We start from the raw sequence: 16,852 nt of genomic DNA, 5'->3' as shown, positions 1-16,852 counted from the left end.
CAATCGCGTTATGTTGCAGTGCAGCATGGCCGTGACAGCCTCTTCAGGCGCAGCAAACCAAGGCTTGCACACCGCTTGAGTTATCGGAACCAGGACCTTGTTCCTTCCTTCTGCGAACGTCTTAGCGCCCGCAAAAGTTCCGAAAAATACCGGAAAATCTGAGGGTAAGGCGATTTCTTCGCCGCAGCCGCGAGCGTGGAACCGCCGATCAGCCTCTCAACGTCAGCCTTGAACCGACAAGCAAACAGGGAAATATCGCCTGCGGGCCGCGAGGCAGAAACCGCCGATCCGGAGACGATTTTTTCGAGGCACCGTCCATCACGTTCCGTGCACGGCCCGGCGCCCGCCCCTCATCATCGCATGGTCACGTAACGGCCCGGCGCATCCTCGATCACCTTGTCGCCGCGGCCACCCGGCCGCCGCTTGCCGCGTGCGGCCACTTCGCTCTCGCCGAGTCCGCGTAGCCAGTCGGCCCAGTGCGGCCACCAGCTTCCCGGATGCTCCCGCGCCCCGTCCACGAACTCTTCCAGCGTGTCGGAGCGGCTCTCGTTGACCCAGTACTGGTACTTGTTCGAACTGGGCGGATTGACCACGCCCGCGATGTGCCCCGATCCCGCCATCACGAATGTCCAGGGCCCGGCAAGATAATGCGTCAGCTTCCAGACGCTCTCGGGCGGCGCGATGTGATCCTCGCGCCCGGCCTGGATATAGACCGGCGTGGCGATGCGGTGGAGGTCGATCGGCACACCGCAGGCCTGCATCGAATCCGCCACGACCAGCCGGTTGTCCCGGTAGAGATCGCGCAGATAGTCGCGGTGCCAGCCCGCCGGCAGGTTGGTGACGTCGCCGTTCCAGTGCAGCAGGTCGAACGCGGGATAGTCCTCGCCCTTGAGATAGTTCTTCTCGACGTAGCTCCAGATCAGGTCGTTGCCGCGCAGGACGTTGAACGTCGCGGCAAGATAGCGCCCGTCGAGATAGCCCTCGGGCGAGAGCTTGCCGAGCGTCTCGATCTGCGCATCGTCCACGAAGTTCTTGAGGTCACCCGCATCCTCGAAATCGACTTGCGCGGTGAAGAAGGTGGCGCTTGCGACTTTGTCGGCCTCTCCCTTGCGGGCGAGCACGGCGAGGGTCGCAGCCAGCGTCGTTCCCGCGACGCAATAGCCGATCGTGTGGACGGCAGGCACGCCCAGCCGGTCGCGCACCACGTCGATCGCCTCGATCTGCGCGGCGATGTAATCGTCCCAGACGAGATCGGCCAGCGAGGCGTCTGCCGACTTCCACGAGACCATGAACACGGTGATGCCCTGCTCCACCGCCCAGCGCACGAAGCTCTTCTTGGCGTTGAGGTCGAGAATGTAGAAGCGGTTGATCCACGGCGGGAAGATCAGCAGCGGCGTCTTCAACACCTTGTCGGTGGTTGGGGTGTACTGGATCAACTGATAGAGCGGCGTCTCGAACACGACCTTGCCCGGCGTCACCGCGATGTTCTCGCCCAGCACGAAAGCGCCGGGGCGGGTGTGGGTGAGCTGGCCCTTGCGCAAGTCGTCGAGCATATTCTCGAACCCGCGCACCAGGCTTTCGCCCTTTGTCCGGCTGGCCGCCTCCAGCGCGACCGGATTGGTCAGCGGGAAGTTGGCCGGACTGAGTGCATCGACGATCGCCCGCGTGGCAAAGAGCAGCTGCGCCTTCCTGGCAGGCTCCAGCCCTTCGGTCGCTTCCGCCAGTCCCATGATCTCCGCTGAGAGCAGCAGGTAGACCTGGTGGAGAACGGCGAAGAACGGCTGGCGGCGCCATTCGGGATCGGCGAAGCGGCGATCGCGCAGCGGGAGGTCCGGCTCTACCTCTCGTGCCTGTCCGCCTGCATCCGGGCCGAGGCCGTACTGGGCCAGCACCGCATTGATGAGCATCGACACCCCGTTCCACAGCCGCTGCTGCACTTCGGGGCTGGCCAGCGGCAATTGCCGCAGAACGCCCTCGCCGGTGGCGATCCACTTGAGCGGATCGGCATAATGGGGCGGGCTGCCCTTTGACTTGCCGAGCTGCTCGACCTGATATTCAGTCCATATCGTGTGCAGGCGACCGGCGATCTGCGCCCATTGCACCGCGCTTTCCGCCTCGGGCGAGCCTTCGGCGGGGACCATCTGGCCGAACAGGCCCGTGATCTGCTCGGCGATCTGTTGAGACTGGCTGCGGACCATTTCCGTGAACAGTTCGGTGGCATCAGTCGCCATAAGCGGTGCAACTCCGGTGCGGATCGGGAGACCCGGACGAATCCCCTCTCCTGCTGTTCCTATCGACTGCTCGCACGATCGCCAACCGGACAAAAGTTGCGCAATCCACCGTTTGCGACTCTCACTATTGCGCATCGGCCATTTGCGCTCGGGCTTTATTCCCCTACAGGAACCCGCGCGGCACTTTCGCCGCGTGTTTTATGGATTCTCAGAGGTCATGGAAGACGAGTTCTACCGCATCAAGCGACTGCCGCCCTACGTTATCGCCGAAGTCAACGCGATGCGTCATGCGGCACGCCAGGCGGGCAAGGACATCATCGACCTCGGCATGGGCAATCCGGACCTGCCGCCGCCCGCTCATGTGATCGACAAGCTCTGCGAAGTGGCCCGCAAGGAAGACGCGCACGGCTATTCGGCGTCTTCGGGCATTCCCGGCATCCGCAAGGCCCAGGCCAACTACTACGGCCGCCGCTTCAACGTCGATCTCGATCCCGAGACCGAAGTGGTGATGACGATGGGTTCGAAGGAAGGCCTCGCCAGCCTCGCCACCGCGATCACCGCGCCGGGCGACGTGGTGCTGGCCCCGAATCCCAGCTACCCGATCCACACGTTCGGCTTCATCATCGCCGGGGCGACGATCCGCTCGGTGCCGACCACGCCGGACGAGCGCTATTGGGAATCGCTGAACCGCGCCATGGCCTTCACCGTGCCGCGCCCGTCGATCCTGATCGTCAACTACCCGTCGAACCCCACGGCCGAGACGGTGGACCTCGCCTTCTACGAGCGCCTCGTCGCCTGGGCGAAGGAGAACAAGGTCTGGATCCTGTCCGACCTTGCCTATTCGGAACTCTATTTCGACGGCAACCCGACCCGCTCGATCCTCGAAGTGCCGGGCGCCAAGGACGTGGCGGTGGAATTCACCTCGATGTCGAAGACCTTCTCGATGGCGGGCTGGCGCGTCGGCTTCGCGGTGGGCAATGCCAAGCTGATCGCGGCGCTCAAGCGCGTGAAGTCGTACCTCGACTACGGCGCCTTCACGCCGATCCAGGCCGCTGCCTGCGCCGCGCTCAACGGTCCGCAGGATATCGTCGAGATGAACCGCAAGCTCTACCAGAAGCGCCGCGACGTGATGGTCGAGGCCTTCGGCCGCGCCGGTTGGGACATTCCCAGCCCCAAGGCCTCGATGTTCGCCTGGGCGCCCTTGCCGCCTGCCCTGAAGGAAATGGGCAGCCTCGAATTCTCGAAGCAGCTTCTGACCGAAGCGGAAGTCGCAGTGGCACCGGGCGTGGGCTATGGCGAGGACGGCGAAGGCTTCGTCCGCATCGCCATGGTCGAGAACGAACAGCGCCTCCGCCAGGCCGCGCGTAATATCAAGCGCTTCCTCGTCTCCAAGGGCGTGAATACCCCGGCAGGTTGATTTTCCGGGCTTACAGGCGGGCGATTACAGATTTTTCATAGCCCGCCTGTAAGAATTTAGGTGTTGTTCCATAGGGCATTTATCCCAGTATATAGGCCATGTTTTCACCTATGGCTCAGCAGATTGGGGGGGTATGACCTATCTGGGAAAGAGTGAGTGCCACGCGCCGCGGTTTCGCTGGCTGGCACCCGATACGATGCCTGAACGGCTGGACCTGCAACGCTGCGGCTGGGTCCTCGATCCCGACGGCGTACCAGCGACCAATTGCGTCGGCCTGATCGACGCTGCCGACCTTGACAGCGTGGGCTGGATGCAGGTGCTCTCGTGGCTCATGCCCGAAGCGCGGCGCTGCGTTCTCGTGGCCGGGGTCAGCGAAGCCCACGACCGCACCTCGCTTCTCCAGATCGGCTTCGGCGATGTCGTCACCGAGCGGATCGAGATCGAGGAACTCGGCGCCCGTGCCAACCGTCTGGCCCAGTTCAACGAATGGCTGCCCCGCACCCGCAGAGTCGGGCGCCTGACGCTCGACCTCCTCGCGCGCGAGGCTTTTGGCGACAACAAGCCGCTGAACCTCAACCCACGCGAATTCGCGCTGATCTGGCGCCTTGCCGATTCGATCGACCAGTTCGTCAGCAAGCAGGCGCTGATCTACGACGTCTGGCGCATGGGCTTCGTGCCGGAAACCAACAGCGTCGCGGTGCACATGTCGCGCCTGCGCCGCAAGCTGGCTTTCGTCGGCTTCGCCGGGATCATCGAGACATCGCCGACAGGCGGCTATCGCCTGCGCATGCCAGAGGAAGCGCCGCTGCCCGATCGCAGTCCCGACCGCGGGCCGGATCGCACAGTCGACCGCAGCCTTTCCTCTATGGAAGTGCTCACGGCGCGCCGCGAAGCGAAAGTCGCCTCGCTCGCGCACTGAACACCGTCAGTCCGGCTCGCGATTGCTGCGGGTCGGAGTTGGGGCCGGATTCGCTCCCGAGACCTGAAGCGCCGCAAGGTCTTCAGGCGTATTGACGTTGGCCAGATGCACAGGAATGTCGATCAGGCGCGCGCCGACAAGTGCGGCAAAGCGCTTCATCGAATGGCGATCGTCGCTGTGCAGCAGGGTCTCAAGCACCGCTGCCGCCGAAGCAGGCCAGATGCCGATCACCGGCTGCTGGGCAAGACAGGCGGGCGCCGGCCCCAGCAACGCGAGAAGGTCCTCGGGCAAAAGCACCGCGTCCACGCCGCAAGTCAGCACCGCGTCATACCCTTCGTCACGCGCGGCATGAAGCGCCGCCGCCAGGCCGCCCAGCGGTCCCATGCCGCTTCTGGGCCAATCGGGAAGCGTGGGCGCCGGGGCGGTCTCGCGGCCAACCACCACGACTTTCTCGCACCAGCCGGACAAGGCATCGACCGCCAGCGCGATCAGCGTGTGCCCGCCGAATTCGGCCAGCGCCTTGTCCGTGCCGAATCGGCTCGAAAGTCCGCCCGCGAGAACCGCTCCCAAAATCATCGATCCAGCCTCATGATACGCCTTTCCATGGCTACAGACGGAGTAACGAGATCATCTTAGGCGCGTTCCCGACCGCCGGGGCAAGCCCTTCACCGGACAGGCTTGCAATTGCGGGCAAGCTGTCCTCCAATTCACGCAATGAAGACGCTCGTCGATCCCGGTCGCCTGCTGGACCAGGGCCTTGCCCGCCTCCGCAACCGTTTCACGATCCCCGGCGCCTTTCCGCCCGAGGTCCTGGAGGCCGCCGAACAGGCTGCGCAAAAGCGCCCGTATGCCCGGTCCCATGCCGACCGCACCGCCCTGTCCTTCGTGACCCTGGACCCCGCCAGTTCGACCGACCTCGACCAGGCCTTCGCGATCGAGGCCAGCGGGCCGGACTGGCTGCTCCACTATGCCATCGCCGATGTCGCCTGGTTCGTCGAGGACGGCGATGCGCTCGACCGGGAAGCCTGGCAGCGCGGCACCACCACTTATCTGCCGGACGGCAAGGCCAGTCTCTATCCGCCCCTGCTCAGCGAAGGCGGCGCCAGCTTGCTGCCCGATGTCGAGCGCCCCGCCGTGATCCTCACCGTCCGCATCGATCCCGAAGGTCAGCCCCGGCTCGACGGCGTGGAGCGCGGCGTGATCCGCAGCCGCGCCAAGCTCGCCTACGACACGGTGACGGACGCCGACCTGCCCCCCGGCTTCCACGAGATCGCCCGGCGCATCGCCCGCGCCGAAGACCGCCGCGGGGCGCAGCGCGTCGATCCGCCCGAACAGGTCGTGGAGAGCAACGGCAACGGCGCCTTCGCGCTGGGCTTCCGGCCGCAATTGCCTTCGGAGCGCTGGAACGCAGCGCTCTCGCTGGCGACCAATCTCGCCGTCGCCCAGGCCATGATCGAGGCCGGGACCGGCCTGTTCCGCGTCATGGCCTCGCCCGACGCCCGAGCCGAGGAACGCCTGCGGACAACGGCACAGGCCTTGCGGCTGAACTGGCCCGCCGCCATGCCGCTCGCCCAGTTCCAGCGCCGCCTCGACCCCGGCAAGCCTGCCGAGGCGGCCTTCATGCTCGCAATCCGCCGCTCGGGTTCGGGCGCGAGCTACAAGGTCTACGACCCTGCCGAACTACCCTGGCACGCCGCCGTCGCCGCGCCATATGCCCATGCCACCGCCCCGCTCCGACGGCTGGCGGACCGCTACGTCCTGCGCAGCGTCCTCGCGCTGGCGAAAGGCGAGGCGATTCCACAGCCGGTCCTCGCGGCACTGCCCGAACTGCCGCCGGTCATGGCCCGCGCCGCCTCGCGCGATGCCCAGATCGACCGCTCGGTGATCGACCTTGCCGAAGCGACACTGCTCCATGGCCGCGAGGGCAGCACATTCCCCGCCGTCGTGACCGACGTGCGCGAGAGCAAAGTGCAAGTGCAGCTCAAGGACCTGCCGATCATCGCCACCACCACGGCGCCCGGCGCCTTCCCCGGTGCATCGCTGACGCTCCGCCTCACCCGCGCCGATCCGGTGGAGGGCACGCTGTCTTTCGAACCTGTCGATTAAAATCCGCGATTCTGGAAAATGGGCGTTGCGCAAGCCGCGATCCGTTGTTAGGGGCGCGTCTCTCCACACGGATGGCCCGATGGCGGAGTGGTGACGCAGAGGACTGCAAATCCTTGCACGCCGGTTCGATTCCGGCTCGGGCCTCCACCTTCCTTACATTTCAGCGATTTGCAGATTTATCTGCGAGACGCGCGCCTTCACCGCGAAGGCGCATGGGCCCTGCAGGACCGGACCGTCACCCCGAAACCAGGTCCGGGGCGACGTCCTGTAACCGGCCTCAGCCCAGCAGTTCCGCCATCTCCACCACGCGCTTCTCGCGCGCGCTGAGTTCAGCTGCGGCGCCGATGGCGACCGCCATCAGCCCGTCGCGTGCCGTCACCTGAACCGCGCCCTCGCCGCGAACTGCGCGGGCGAAAGCCTCGTGCTGGTAGAACGTCGCACCGTGGTGCGAACCGGCGTCCATCGCCGCCTCGTCCACCGCGACATGCCAGCGCTCGACCGACTTCGGCCCCGGCCACGGCACGCGCGGCGACCAGACGAGATCGCCCGGCGGGATCAGCACGTCGAGGCGGCCCTTGTCACCGGTCGCGCTCATCTCTTCCTGATGCTCGGCACCTTCCGCGAACATGCAGAGGTCCAGCAAGGCGCGGCTGCCGTCGGCGAAATCGACGGTGGTGAAGCTGTTGTCGATGATGTCCGGCTGGCGGCCGTCATAGCGCTCGTCGAGATGGTTCACGTCCATCGCGCCCGAGCAGTAGACGCGCACCGGCTCGGACCGGGTGATCAGGCGCATCAGGTCGAAGAAGTGGCAGCACTTCTCCACCATGGTCCCGCCGGTATTGACCGAGAAACGGTTCCAGTCGCGCACCTTGACGAGGAACGGGAAGCGGTGCTCGCGGATCGAAAGCATCTGCAGGCGACCGACCTTGCCGCCGTGAATCTCGTCGATGAAGGCCTTGGCGGGCGGCATGAAGCGATATTCCATGCCGGTCCAGAACACCGCCTTGCGGGCCTCGGCGCGCTCGACCACCCAGCGGGCATCTTCCATCGTCGTGCAGAGCGGCTTTTCGCAGAGGATCGCCACGTCGCTGTCCAGCAGCGGTTCCAGCACGTCGCGGTGCGTGAAGTTCGGCGAGACGACCACTACGGCGTCCAGCCCCGCATTGGCGATCATGCTGGCGCTGTCGGCATATTCGGCCACGCCTTCGGCCTTTTCGCCCAGCGCATCCTTCGCCCAGCCGAGCGAGGTCGGCTCGGGATCGGCGATGGCAACCACTTCGGCGCCTTCGAGGATCTTGAGATTGTGGATGTGCTCGACACCCATCATCCCGGTGCCGACAATTCCGTAACGCAGCGTCTCTACCATTTCACGACTCCATGTGCCATGTGGCGGCCCATGACCACGCCCATGACGACGCGCCTATCGGCCCAACCCGTCCCGCTCGGCAAGAGCGGAATTTCCGTTTTTCCGATTGCCTGGGGCATGTGGCGGCTCGCCCGACCCGACGGCAACGACGATATCGGCGCCATCGTCGCCCGCATCGAGGCCGCGCTTGAAGCGGGGATCACCTTGTTCGACACTGCCGATATCTACGGCTGCGACGCCGCGCTCGGCTTCGGCGGCGCGGAGCTGCTGCTCGGCAAGGCGCTCGCCGCCCGCCCCGACCTGCGCGAACGCATGACGATCGCCACCAAGGGCGGCATCGTGCTCGGCGTTCCCTACGATTCGAGCCCGGACTATCTGAACAAGGCGCTCGAAGCCTCGCTCGAACGCCTCGGCCTGCCCTCGGTCGAACTCTACCAGATCCACCGCCGCGACTTCCTCGCCCATCCGCGCGATGTAGCCGCGACTCTCGCCGCCATGGTCGAGAGCGGCAAGGTCAAGGCCGTGGGCGTTTCCAACTACAGCCCCGCCGAATTCGACGCGCTTCAGGCCTACCTGCCCTTCCCGATCGTCTCGACCCAGCCGGAATTCTCCGCCGCGCGCTATGCGCCGCTCTATGACGGCACCCTCGACCAGGCGATGGCCCGCGACGTGGCCGTGCTGGCATGGTCGCCGCTCGGCGGTGGCCGCCTTGCCGCCGGTTCGGAAGACCCGGTCGCCAAGCTGATCGCCGCACAGGGCGAGCGTTACGGCACCGATGCCGCCGCCGCCGCGCTCTCGTGGATCATGGCCCACCCCTCGCGCGCGATCCCCATCGTCGGTTCGCAGACCCCCGAGCGCATCCTCGCCTCGCGCGATGCGCTCAAGGTCGAATGGACGGCCGCGGAATGGTATGCCGTGCTCGAAGCCTCGATGGGAGCACGCCTGCCGTGACACGCGATCCATGCGAGATCAGCTGGTTTTCGGCGCTCTGCGACGATGACTACGAGTTCCTCGGCCAGCCGGACCCGATGCTGCGCTCCAGCTGGGAGCACTGCCGCAATATCGTGACGACGGCCGAGGAAGGCGGCTTCGACAACGTGCTGCTGCCCTCGGGCTATGCGCTCGGCATCGACACCACCGCCTTCGCCGCCGCCATCGCCACCCAAGTCCGCCGCATCAAGCTGCTGATGGCCGTGCGCATCGGCGAGATGTGGCCCGCCCAGCTCGCCCGCCAGATCGCGACGATCGACCAGATCCTTGGTGGCCGCCTCAACATCAATATCATCTCCAGCGAAATGCCGGGCGAAACCCTCGACGGCGGCGCCCGCTACGAGCGCACGACCGAGGCCATCGAAATCCTGCGCACCCTGCTCTCGGGCCAGCCGCTCGACCATCAGGGCCGCTTCTGGAACCTCAAGCTCGACGCCCCGCGCATGATCGCGCCCGGCGCGAAGTGCCCGCCGCTCTACTTCGGCGGCCTCTCCGAACCCGCCCGCGAAGTCGCCGCCAAGGGCTGCGACGTCTACCTCATGTGGCCGGACCGCATGGAGGCGGTGAAGGAAACCATCGCCGACATGCGCGCCCGCGCCGCGAAGTATGGCCGCACCTTGCGCTTCGGCTACCGCGTCCATGTGATCGTGCGCGAGACCGAAGCCGATGCCCGCCTCGCCGCCGACCGCCTGCTCTCGCGCCTCGACGCAGCAGAAGGCGCGGCGATCCGTGCCCGCTCGCTCGATTCCCAGTCGGTGGGCGTAAAGGCACAGGCCGCCCTTCGCGAAACCGCCAGCGACGACGGCTATGCCGAAGACAACCTCTGGACCGGCATCGGTCGCGCCCGCTCGGGCTGCGGCGCGGCAATCGTCGGCGACCCGGATCAGGTGCTGGCGAAATTGCAGGCCTATCGCGAGGCCGGGATCGATGCCTTCATCCTCTCCGGCTATCCGCACGCCGCCGAGGCCGACCTGTTCGCGCGGCATGTGCTGCCCCGGATCGATCACGGGCCGCTCGTTCTTTAAGAACAAGGGAAAAGCAGGGGGTCAACACCCCCTGCATCCCCATTACCGTCTAGGTCATGCCCTGCCTATCCGCCGAGCGCCCATGGCCGCGTCGGGAGACATATTGGCTGCGCCGCAAGGAGCGCAGGACGGATAGGTGGCGCGCGGCGTGGACATTCCGAGGGTCCGGGGCATCATCCCCCGGGTTTTCTCTTCCTTCTCTCCCTAGAATTTCTTGTTCGCCCCTGCCCCCCACCATCGCTAGACGATCCGCGATGCAAAAATTCCCCAAGCCCCGGACGCGCCGCGCATGACTCTTTCCCCGCGCCGCCGCTGGCTGCTCTTCGCGCTTGCCCTGACGGCGGGTGTGCTCAATCTCGTCGACCGCCAGATCATCTCGGTCCTCAAGCCGACGATCGCCGCCGACCTCGGCTGGAGCGACGACGATTACGGCACCCTGGCCGCGTGGTTCCAGGCGGGCGCGGCGTTCGGCTTCCTCGCGGCGGGCTGGATCGTCGACCGGTTGGGGGCGAAGTGGGCCAATGCAGCGGGCGTCGCGGCGTGGTCGCTGGCGGCGATGACGCATGGCTGGGCGCATAGCTTCAGCCAGTTCGTGCTCTGCCGCATCGGTCTCGGCGCGACGGAATCGATGGGGACGCCTGCGGGGGTGAAGACCATCGCGACGATCTTCCCGCCGAACTTGCGCTCGCTGGGCTTCGGGCTTTCGAATGCGATGAACAGCCTCGGCGCGATCCTGGCGCCGCTGGCAATCCCGCTGGTGGCGGCGGTCTGGGGCTGGCGCGCGGCTTTCGTGCTGGCGGGCGTGGTCGGCCTGTTCTGGGTCGGGGCGTGGCTTCTGGCTTCGCGGGGCGTGGACTTCGGCGACCGCCAGCCTGCGGGTTCGGGCAACCTGATCTCGGGCGACAGGCTGTTCCTCAAGGAAAGCCGCACCTGGACGATCGCGCTGGCCAAAGTGCTCTCGGACGCGACCTGGTGGCTGATGCTGTTCTGGATGCCGGACTACTTCAACCGGCAGTTCGGCCTTTCCGGCACCGACCTCGGCCCGCCGCTGGCGCTGGCCTATTGCGGCTCGGCGGCAGGCTCGCTGATCTCGGGCTTCGCGGCGAACCGCCTGCTGTCGAGCGGCTGGAGCGCCAACCGCACGCGCAAGACGCTCATGCTGATTTCCGCGCTCTGCGTGGTGCCGGTGCCGCTGGCGCTGCACGTCGAGGGTTATTGGCCCGCCGTCGGCCTGATGGCGCTGACATTGGCCGGGCATCAGGGCTTTTCCACCAACCTGTTCGGCCTGATCGCCGACGTGACCCCGCGGCACAAGGTCGGCCGGGTGACGGGCTTCGGCGCCTTCTGCGGCAATCTGGGCGGCACCGCGATCAGCAAGATCGCCGGTCTCGTGCTGGCGGCGGGGCTGGGTTACGGCCCGCTCTTCGCCTTCGCTGCGGTGTCCTACCTGCTTGCACTCGGCTGGATTCAGCTCACCATGCCCAAGATCGTCCCGGCAGAGGACGCCGGTTCATCTCGCGCATAGGGCGACTAAAGGAAAACTATCTTTCTCAACCTAAACGGTTGAGTATAGGTCCGCGCGATCCAGGGAGATTCCGATGACCATGACCCCGCTCCGCGCCGCCCGCACCCTGCTGCTGGCCTCCGCGGTTATTTTCCCGGCAGCTGCTTATGCCGACGAAGCCCCCGAAACCAATTCCGGCGAAATCGTCGTGACCGCGCGCTATCGCGACGAGTCGCTCCAGCAAGTGCCGATCGCGATCACCGCCGTCAGCGGCGAATCGCTGAACGACCGCGCGATCCACAACCTTCAGGACCTCAGCGCCACGGTGCCTTCGGTCGACTTCCGCAACGGCGCGTCGAACAAGGACCGCACCGTCTTCGTGCGCGGCGTCGGTACGATCAGCACCTCGCCGGGCGTCGAATCCTCGGTCTCGACCGTGCTCGACGGCGTCGTCCTGACCCGCCCCGGCCAGGCCACGCTCGACGTCGGCGAAGTCTCGCGCATCGAAGTGCTGCGCGGCCCGCAGGGCACCCTGTTCGGCAAGAACGCCTCGGCGGGCGTCATCAGCGTCGTCACCGCCGCGCCTTCGCAGCAGTTCCACGCCTATGCGGAAGGCTCGGCCACGACGGACGAGGAATATCGCATCAAGGCAGGCGTCACCGGCGGCATCGCCCCGAACGTCGCCGCCCGGATCGACGGCCTCTACGCCAACTATGACGGCAACGTCCGCAACGTCACCACCGGCAACGAGGTCAACGGCTACGAGCGCTACGGCGCCCGCGCCAAGATCGAGGCGACGCCGACCGACACCCTGAAGCTCACCCTCTCGGGCGACTATCTCTACTCGCACGACACCACCCCGAGCGGTGTCTATGCACGCACCAGCCAGATCGCCTATCCGACCGGCACCGTCACCAATTCCCCGGCACTGGCCGCGTTCCTCGCGAGCAAGGGCATCACCGCAGGCCCGGAAAACCGCGAAGTCAGCACCGACTTCGACACCGACGTGCGCGACAAGAACTACGGCGGCTCGCTGACCGCCGAGTGGGGCCTGGGCGACTACACGGTCACCTCGATCACCGCCTATCGCGAATGGAAGAACCGCCAGCACCAGGACTACGACGCGCTGTCCGAGCTGTCGGCCACCTTCCCCGAGGGCGACGACTACGGCATCGTCAACAACAAGCAGTTCTCGCAGGAACTGCGCCTGACCTCGCCCAAGGGCAAGTTCATCGACTACGTCGTGGGCGCCTATTACCTCCACGCCAAGACCGACGAAGTCTACACCCGCACGCTCACCCGCCTGATCTCGGGCGCGGAGAACGTCGTGACCGGCGTGGCGAACTACGGCGTGAAGAGCGACAACTACGCCCTGTTCGGCGAGGCCAACATCAACTTCACCCCCTGGCTGCGCGCCATCGCGGGCTATCGTTCGACCTGGGACGACCTCAGCTACTACCACGTCCGCACATCGACCAACGACCCGACGAACTCGGGATCGACCGCGCTCGACGTGGCGGGCATCCGCGCCTACCACAATTCGGCCGGTTCCACCTCGACCCGTGGCGATTCCTATCGCGGCGGTCTCCAGGCGGACTTCCTGCCGGGCAACCAGGCCTATTTCACCTACTCGCGCGGCTACAAGGGCCCGGCCTACAACGCCTATTTCAACATGCGTTCGCTGAATGCCACGACGCCGCTGGATGAAATCGCGCTGAAGCCGGAAACCTCGGACTCGTTCGAAGGCGGCATCAAGGGCTCGGCCCTGAACCACCAGATCACCTACGCGCTGGCGGTCTACTCGACAAAGTTCCACAACTACCAGGCCAACTACAACGACGTGGTCGGCGGCGCGCAGGTCACCCGCCTGATCAACGCCGGCACCGTCCAGACCAAGGGCGTGGAACTCGACTTCGGCCTGCGCCCGATTCCGGGCCTCTCGCTCGATACCTCGGTGGCCTATACCGACGCCAAGGTGCTGAACTTCATCTGCCCCGAAGGCGCCCCGTCGAGCTGCAACATCAACGGCGAAGTCCTGCCCTTCGCACCGAAGTGGAAGCTCTACAGCAACGCCGCCTACCGCTTCGCGCTGTCGAATTCGCTCGACCTCGAAGTGCAGTCGGACATCACGCTCAAGAGCCGCACCCAGTACCAGCTGACCCAGACGCCGGGCACGATCCAGCCGGGCTACTACATCTGGAACGCCAGCGTGGCGCTGATCGGCACGACCGGCGACTGGCAGCTGCGCGGCTTCGTGAAGAACATCACGAACCAGAGCTACTCGAACTTCCTCGCCAACGGCACGCTCGCCGGGATCGTCCGCTACGTTCCGCGTGACGACAAGCGTTATGCCGGGATCATGTTGCGTAAGGACTTCTGAGGGAAAGGGAAAAGCAGGGGGTTAATACCCCCTGCACCCCCATTACCGTCCAGGTCACGCGGACCAACTCCGTTGCGCACCCATGGTAGCGTCGGAAGACTTATTGGCTGCGCCGCAGGGAGTGCGCTACGGATAGGCGGCGCACGGTCGACATTCCGAGGGTCCGGGGGATCATCCCCCGGTCTTCTCTGTTCTTAAAGCCCCTCACCCCCAACCCAATGCGCATCCGCCAGATAGCGCGCAAGGTTCCACACCTGCCGCCGGATATCGGGCACCGCGACGATCTCCCAAGCCTCGCCCTTGGTAACCGGACCGACCGCGAAGAGCGTGTCCTGCGGCGCGCCCTCGGCATCGCGCACCCGGCCGAGGTGATCGACATCCAGCCCCAACCGATGTGCGTCCGAGCGCACTTTGCCTTGCGCGAGCAGGTCCTTCACCAGCGGTGCGCCGCTGCGCATCAGGTCGCCCTCGGGTCCGGTGCAGTTGATCGTGCGCGAGACTTCCAGCCGCACGAGGCCGTCCTTGCCGCGCGGGCGATAGGCCACCGAGACCCCGCGTTCGCTAGGTTCGGCGCTGACGAGCTTGCCGGCGACGAATTCCAGTCGTCCTTCCGCCTCGATCTCGGCAATGCGCTTCGCCACGTCGGGGGCGAGGCGGTGGCGGTGGACGTCCCAGTAGGGGCGCAAGTGGTGGAGAAACCGCCGCTGTCCGGCTTCGTCGTGGCGGCGCCAGAGGTTCTGGGTGTGCGGGCGCAGTTCGTCGACGGCGGCGCGCCAGCCGATCTCGGCAGCGCGATTGCGCACCCGGCGCACGAGATGCGAGCCACGCTCTTCGGGGGCGGGCACGTAGTCCACCGAGGGACCGCTTTCGGCATGGGCGAGCGGCTTGAGGCCCCGCCGCGAGAGCGCGGTGATCTTGCCTTTGAACCCGGCCTTGTCGAGCGAGAGCACCATGTCGGCGGCGGTGAGGCCGGTGCCGATCAGCAGGACGTGGTCGATCTCGTCCAGCTTTTCCAGCGTGCCGGGCTGCCAGGGATCGGTGAAGCGGCGGTCCTCGGGAATCGCGGCCAGCACCGGATGGGGCGATGGGGGGAAATTGCCGAGCGCCAGCACGAGGGCGCGGGCCTCGATAACGTCGCCGTCGGCCATGTCTACGATCACGCGGCCGTCCTCGAAGCGGGTGGAGCAGGCCTCGGCATTGACGATCAGGGCATCCTGTCCGGCTTCGGCCAGCGCGCGGATCAGCAGTTCGCGCAAGTAGAGGCCGTAGGACAGGCGCGGGACGAAGCGGTTGGCCTGCTCGTCGCCGCTATGGCCGATCCAGCGCAGGAAATTGGCCTGATCGTCGGGGAAGGCGCTCATGTTGGCGGCGCGGACGTTCAGCAGGTGCTCGGGCCAGCGGGTGCCGAAGGCTAGGCCCTTGGCGAGCTGGGCGTCCTTGCGCTCGATCAGGACGACGCGGACGCCGTTGCGCAGGAGGTTGATCGCCATCAGGGTTCCGCTGAACCCCGCACCGACGATCGCGACGGGAAGCGCGCCGTTTCCATTCTGACTGTTCAAAGGGCATGCTCCGTGGCGTATTCAGGGCCAAGCCTTTAGCGAAGACTTGCGGATATTATCAACTAGATTGGTTGAGAATATGACATGGCGGTTGAAGCGGCAGACGAGCCGCCGATGCTAGGCAGCTTAGCAGTACTTGCACGAAGGCCAAGGCCCCGCCATCTGACCTCTGTGATCGACCTTTTGGAACCACTGCCAGAACTCCTGCATGCCATCCGCGCCTGCCGTGTCTGCGACGGCGGGCTGCCGCATGAACCGCGCCCGGTCGTGCAGGCAGGCGCCGGCGCGCGCATTCTCGTGATCGGGCAGGCACCGGGGAGCAAAGTCCACGCCAGCGGCCGGGCCTGGGATGACGACAGCGGCGACCGCCTGCGGGAATGGACCGGCCTCGATCCCGTCATTTTCTACGATCCCGAGCAAGTCGCGCATATGCCCAGCGGCTTCTGCTATCCCGGCAAGGGTCAGGGCGGCGACCTGCCGCCGCGCCCGGAATGTGCGCCGCTCTGGCATTCGCGACTGCGCGCGGCCCTGCCCCAGGTTCGCCTGACCCTGCTGGTCGGCCAGTATGCGCAGAAACTCTACCTGCCGCGCGGCTTCGCTCCCAACCTGACCGAAGCGGTGCGGAACTGGCGGAACGCGCCAGAAGGCCTGTTCCCCCTGCCCCATCCCGCCTGGCGCAGCCGCCTGTGGATGGCCCGCAATCCCTGGTTCGAGACCGAAGTCCTGCCCGACTTGCGCGCGCGAATTCGCCGGGCGCTGGAGGCTCCGAAGGCCGACTAGCTGCGCTATTCCGGCTCGGGCAGGCTCTGTTTCCCCTCGCCCAGCTGGCGCTGCATCACGAAGACGTCGAGCCATTTGCCATGCTTCCAGCCCGCACCGTCGAGCGTGCCGACCGGGCGGAAGCCGGCGCGGGCATGGAGCACCACCGAGATCGGCTCGCTTTCGGCAATGACCGCGAAAGCCTGCCGGAAACCGCGCTTTTCGCATTCCGCCAGCAAAGCCTCAAGCAGACGCCCGCCGATCCCGCGCCCCACGCAATCCTGAGCGACATGGACCGTGGTCTCCACGCTATAGCGATAGCCTGCACGCGGGCCGTAGCGATGAGCGAAACCGAAACCGACGGCGCGCCCCTGTTCACCGTCCCGCACGACAAGGAACGGATAGCCCGAATCGAAGATATCGCGGATGCGACGGGCCATTTCCGCGCGATCAGGCGGCTCGGTTTCGAAAGTCGCAGTGCTTTCGAGCACATAATGCGCGTAGATTTCGGCAATGTCCGCGGCGTCTTCGAGCGAAGCGTCGCAGATGATCAATTCCTCGGTCATTGTCACGACAATGCCGCAAAGTCCCCGTCC

Annotated in this window: 13 protein-coding genes and 1 tRNA gene; 9 read left to right on the top strand and 5 right to left on the bottom strand. The window is 66.1% G+C overall.

The features are described from left to right. Nucleotides 1-353: 353 nt before the first annotated feature. Nucleotides 354-2,231 carry a PHA/PHB synthase family protein gene (locus tag ACZ1II_RS10665; protein WP_465146408.1) on the bottom strand — a complete coding sequence of 626 codons (1,878 nt, stop codon included), beginning with the start codon at nt 2,229-2,231 and terminating at the stop codon, nt 354-356. Nucleotides 2,232-2,448: 217 nt separating this feature from the next. Between ACZ1II_RS10665 and ACZ1II_RS10660 the strand changes: the two genes are divergently transcribed. After that, nucleotides 2,449-3,648, top strand: coding sequence for an LL-diaminopimelate aminotransferase (locus ACZ1II_RS10660; protein WP_465146407.1), 1,200 nt, complete (start codon nt 2,449-2,451; stop codon nt 3,646-3,648). A 196-nt stretch (nt 3,649-3,844) separates the two neighbouring features. Then, nucleotides 3,845-4,567: a winged helix-turn-helix domain-containing protein gene (locus ACZ1II_RS10655; RefSeq protein WP_465146406.1), complete on the top strand. Its 723-nt coding sequence runs from the start codon at nt 3,845-3,847 to the stop codon at nt 4,565-4,567. A gap of 6 nt (nt 4,568-4,573) precedes the next feature. On the opposite strand, the gene mobA is transcribed toward ACZ1II_RS10655, so the two are convergent. Beyond that, nucleotides 4,574-5,143: a molybdenum cofactor guanylyltransferase gene (gene mobA / locus ACZ1II_RS10650; RefSeq protein ID WP_465146405.1), complete on the bottom strand. Its 570-nt coding sequence runs from the start codon at nt 5,141-5,143 to the stop codon at nt 4,574-4,576. A 138-nt stretch (nt 5,144-5,281) separates the two neighbouring features. Here mobA and ACZ1II_RS10645 point away from each other — a divergent pair, with 138 nt between their 5' ends. Continuing rightward, nucleotides 5,282-6,673: an RNB domain-containing ribonuclease gene (locus tag ACZ1II_RS10645; RefSeq protein ID WP_465146404.1), complete on the top strand. Its 1,392-nt coding sequence runs from the start codon at nt 5,282-5,284 to the stop codon at nt 6,671-6,673. A gap of 73 nt (nt 6,674-6,746) precedes the next feature. Continuing rightward, nucleotides 6,747-6,820: transfer RNA gene (locus tag ACZ1II_RS10640), tRNA-Cys, on the top strand. A gap of 130 nt (nt 6,821-6,950) precedes the next feature. On the opposite strand, the gene ACZ1II_RS10635 is transcribed toward ACZ1II_RS10640, so the two are convergent. Continuing rightward, a complete protein-coding gene (locus tag ACZ1II_RS10635; RefSeq protein ID WP_465146403.1) occupies nt 6,951-8,039 on the bottom strand; it encodes a Gfo/Idh/MocA family protein in 1,089 nt (362 codons plus the stop codon). Between the two features lie 30 nt (nt 8,040-8,069). On the opposite strand from ACZ1II_RS10635, the gene ACZ1II_RS10630 reads away from it, so the two are divergent. The 4 genes from ACZ1II_RS10630 (at nt 8,070) to ACZ1II_RS10615 (ending at nt 13,938) form a co-directional block, all read left to right on the top strand. After that, nucleotides 8,070-8,990, top strand: a complete 921-nt coding sequence (locus ACZ1II_RS10630) for an aldo/keto reductase (RefSeq protein WP_465146402.1) — start codon at nt 8,070-8,072, stop codon at nt 8,988-8,990. Then, nucleotides 8,987-10,054 carry an LLM class flavin-dependent oxidoreductase gene (locus tag ACZ1II_RS10625; RefSeq protein ID WP_465146401.1) on the top strand — a complete coding sequence of 356 codons (1,068 nt, stop codon included), beginning with the start codon at nt 8,987-8,989 and terminating at the stop codon, nt 10,052-10,054. The genes ACZ1II_RS10630 and ACZ1II_RS10625 overlap by 4 nt, the downstream gene beginning before the upstream one ends. A 289-nt stretch (nt 10,055-10,343) precedes the next feature. Next, the gene (locus ACZ1II_RS10620) at nt 10,344-11,579 is read left to right on the top strand and encodes an MFS transporter (RefSeq protein ID WP_465146400.1); all 1,236 of its coding nucleotides are present in this window, start codon (nt 10,344-10,346) and stop codon (nt 11,577-11,579) included. A 73-nt stretch (nt 11,580-11,652) separates the two neighbouring features. Beyond that, nucleotides 11,653-13,938 carry a TonB-dependent receptor gene (locus tag ACZ1II_RS10615; protein WP_465146399.1) on the top strand — a complete coding sequence of 762 codons (2,286 nt, stop codon included), beginning with the start codon at nt 11,653-11,655 and terminating at the stop codon, nt 13,936-13,938. 194 nt (nt 13,939-14,132) lie between these two features. Here the strand turns inward: ACZ1II_RS10615 and ACZ1II_RS10610 are convergent, their stop codons facing one another. Continuing rightward, nucleotides 14,133-15,497, bottom strand: coding sequence for an FAD/NAD(P)-binding protein (locus ACZ1II_RS10610; protein WP_465146398.1), 1,365 nt, complete (start codon nt 15,495-15,497; stop codon nt 14,133-14,135). 171 nt (nt 15,498-15,668) lie between these two features. Here ACZ1II_RS10610 and ACZ1II_RS10605 point away from each other — a divergent pair, with 171 nt between their 5' ends. Beyond that, entirely contained in the window at nt 15,669-16,277 is a 609-nt protein-coding gene (locus ACZ1II_RS10605) for a uracil-DNA glycosylase family protein (protein ID WP_465146397.1), read from the top strand. Between the two features lie 5 nt (nt 16,278-16,282). Here ACZ1II_RS10605 and ACZ1II_RS10600 read toward each other — a convergent pair whose 3' ends face one another. Then, on the bottom strand, nt 16,283-16,822 hold the full coding sequence (locus ACZ1II_RS10600) for an N-acetyltransferase family protein (RefSeq protein WP_465146396.1): 540 nt from the start codon (nt 16,820-16,822) through the stop codon (nt 16,283-16,285). Nucleotides 16,823-16,852: the final 30 nt, after the last annotated feature.

It is taken from the genome of Novosphingobium sp. BL-S-20, from assembly GCF_055521635.1.
Note: the sequence above shows the minus strand (reverse complement) of the source record. Positions and strands in the feature narration are given on the sequence as shown.

Coding starts and splice junctions, on each gene's coding strand:
- ACZ1II_RS10665 (WP_465146408.1), bottom strand. CDS start 2,231: ATGGCGACTGATGCCACCGAACTGTTCACGGAAATGGTCCGCAGCCAG.
- ACZ1II_RS10660 (WP_465146407.1), top strand. CDS start 2,449: ATGGAAGACGAGTTCTACCGCATCAAGCGACTGCCGCCCTACGTTATC.
- ACZ1II_RS10655 (WP_465146406.1), top strand. CDS start 3,845: ATGCCTGAACGGCTGGACCTGCAACGCTGCGGCTGGGTCCTCGATCCC.
- mobA (WP_465146405.1), bottom strand. CDS start 5,143: ATGATTTTGGGAGCGGTTCTCGCGGGCGGACTTTCGAGCCGATTCGGC.
- ACZ1II_RS10645 (WP_465146404.1), top strand. CDS start 5,282: ATGAAGACGCTCGTCGATCCCGGTCGCCTGCTGGACCAGGGCCTTGCC.
- ACZ1II_RS10635 (WP_465146403.1), bottom strand. CDS start 8,039: ATGGTAGAGACGCTGCGTTACGGAATTGTCGGCACCGGGATGATGGGT.
- ACZ1II_RS10630 (WP_465146402.1), top strand. CDS start 8,070: ATGACCACGCCCATGACGACGCGCCTATCGGCCCAACCCGTCCCGCTC.
- ACZ1II_RS10620 (WP_465146400.1), top strand. CDS start 10,344: ATGACTCTTTCCCCGCGCCGCCGCTGGCTGCTCTTCGCGCTTGCCCTG.
- ACZ1II_RS10615 (WP_465146399.1), top strand. CDS start 11,653: ATGACCATGACCCCGCTCCGCGCCGCCCGCACCCTGCTGCTGGCCTCC.
- ACZ1II_RS10600 (WP_465146396.1), bottom strand. CDS start 16,822: ATGACCGAGGAATTGATCATCTGCGACGCTTCGCTCGAAGACGCCGCG.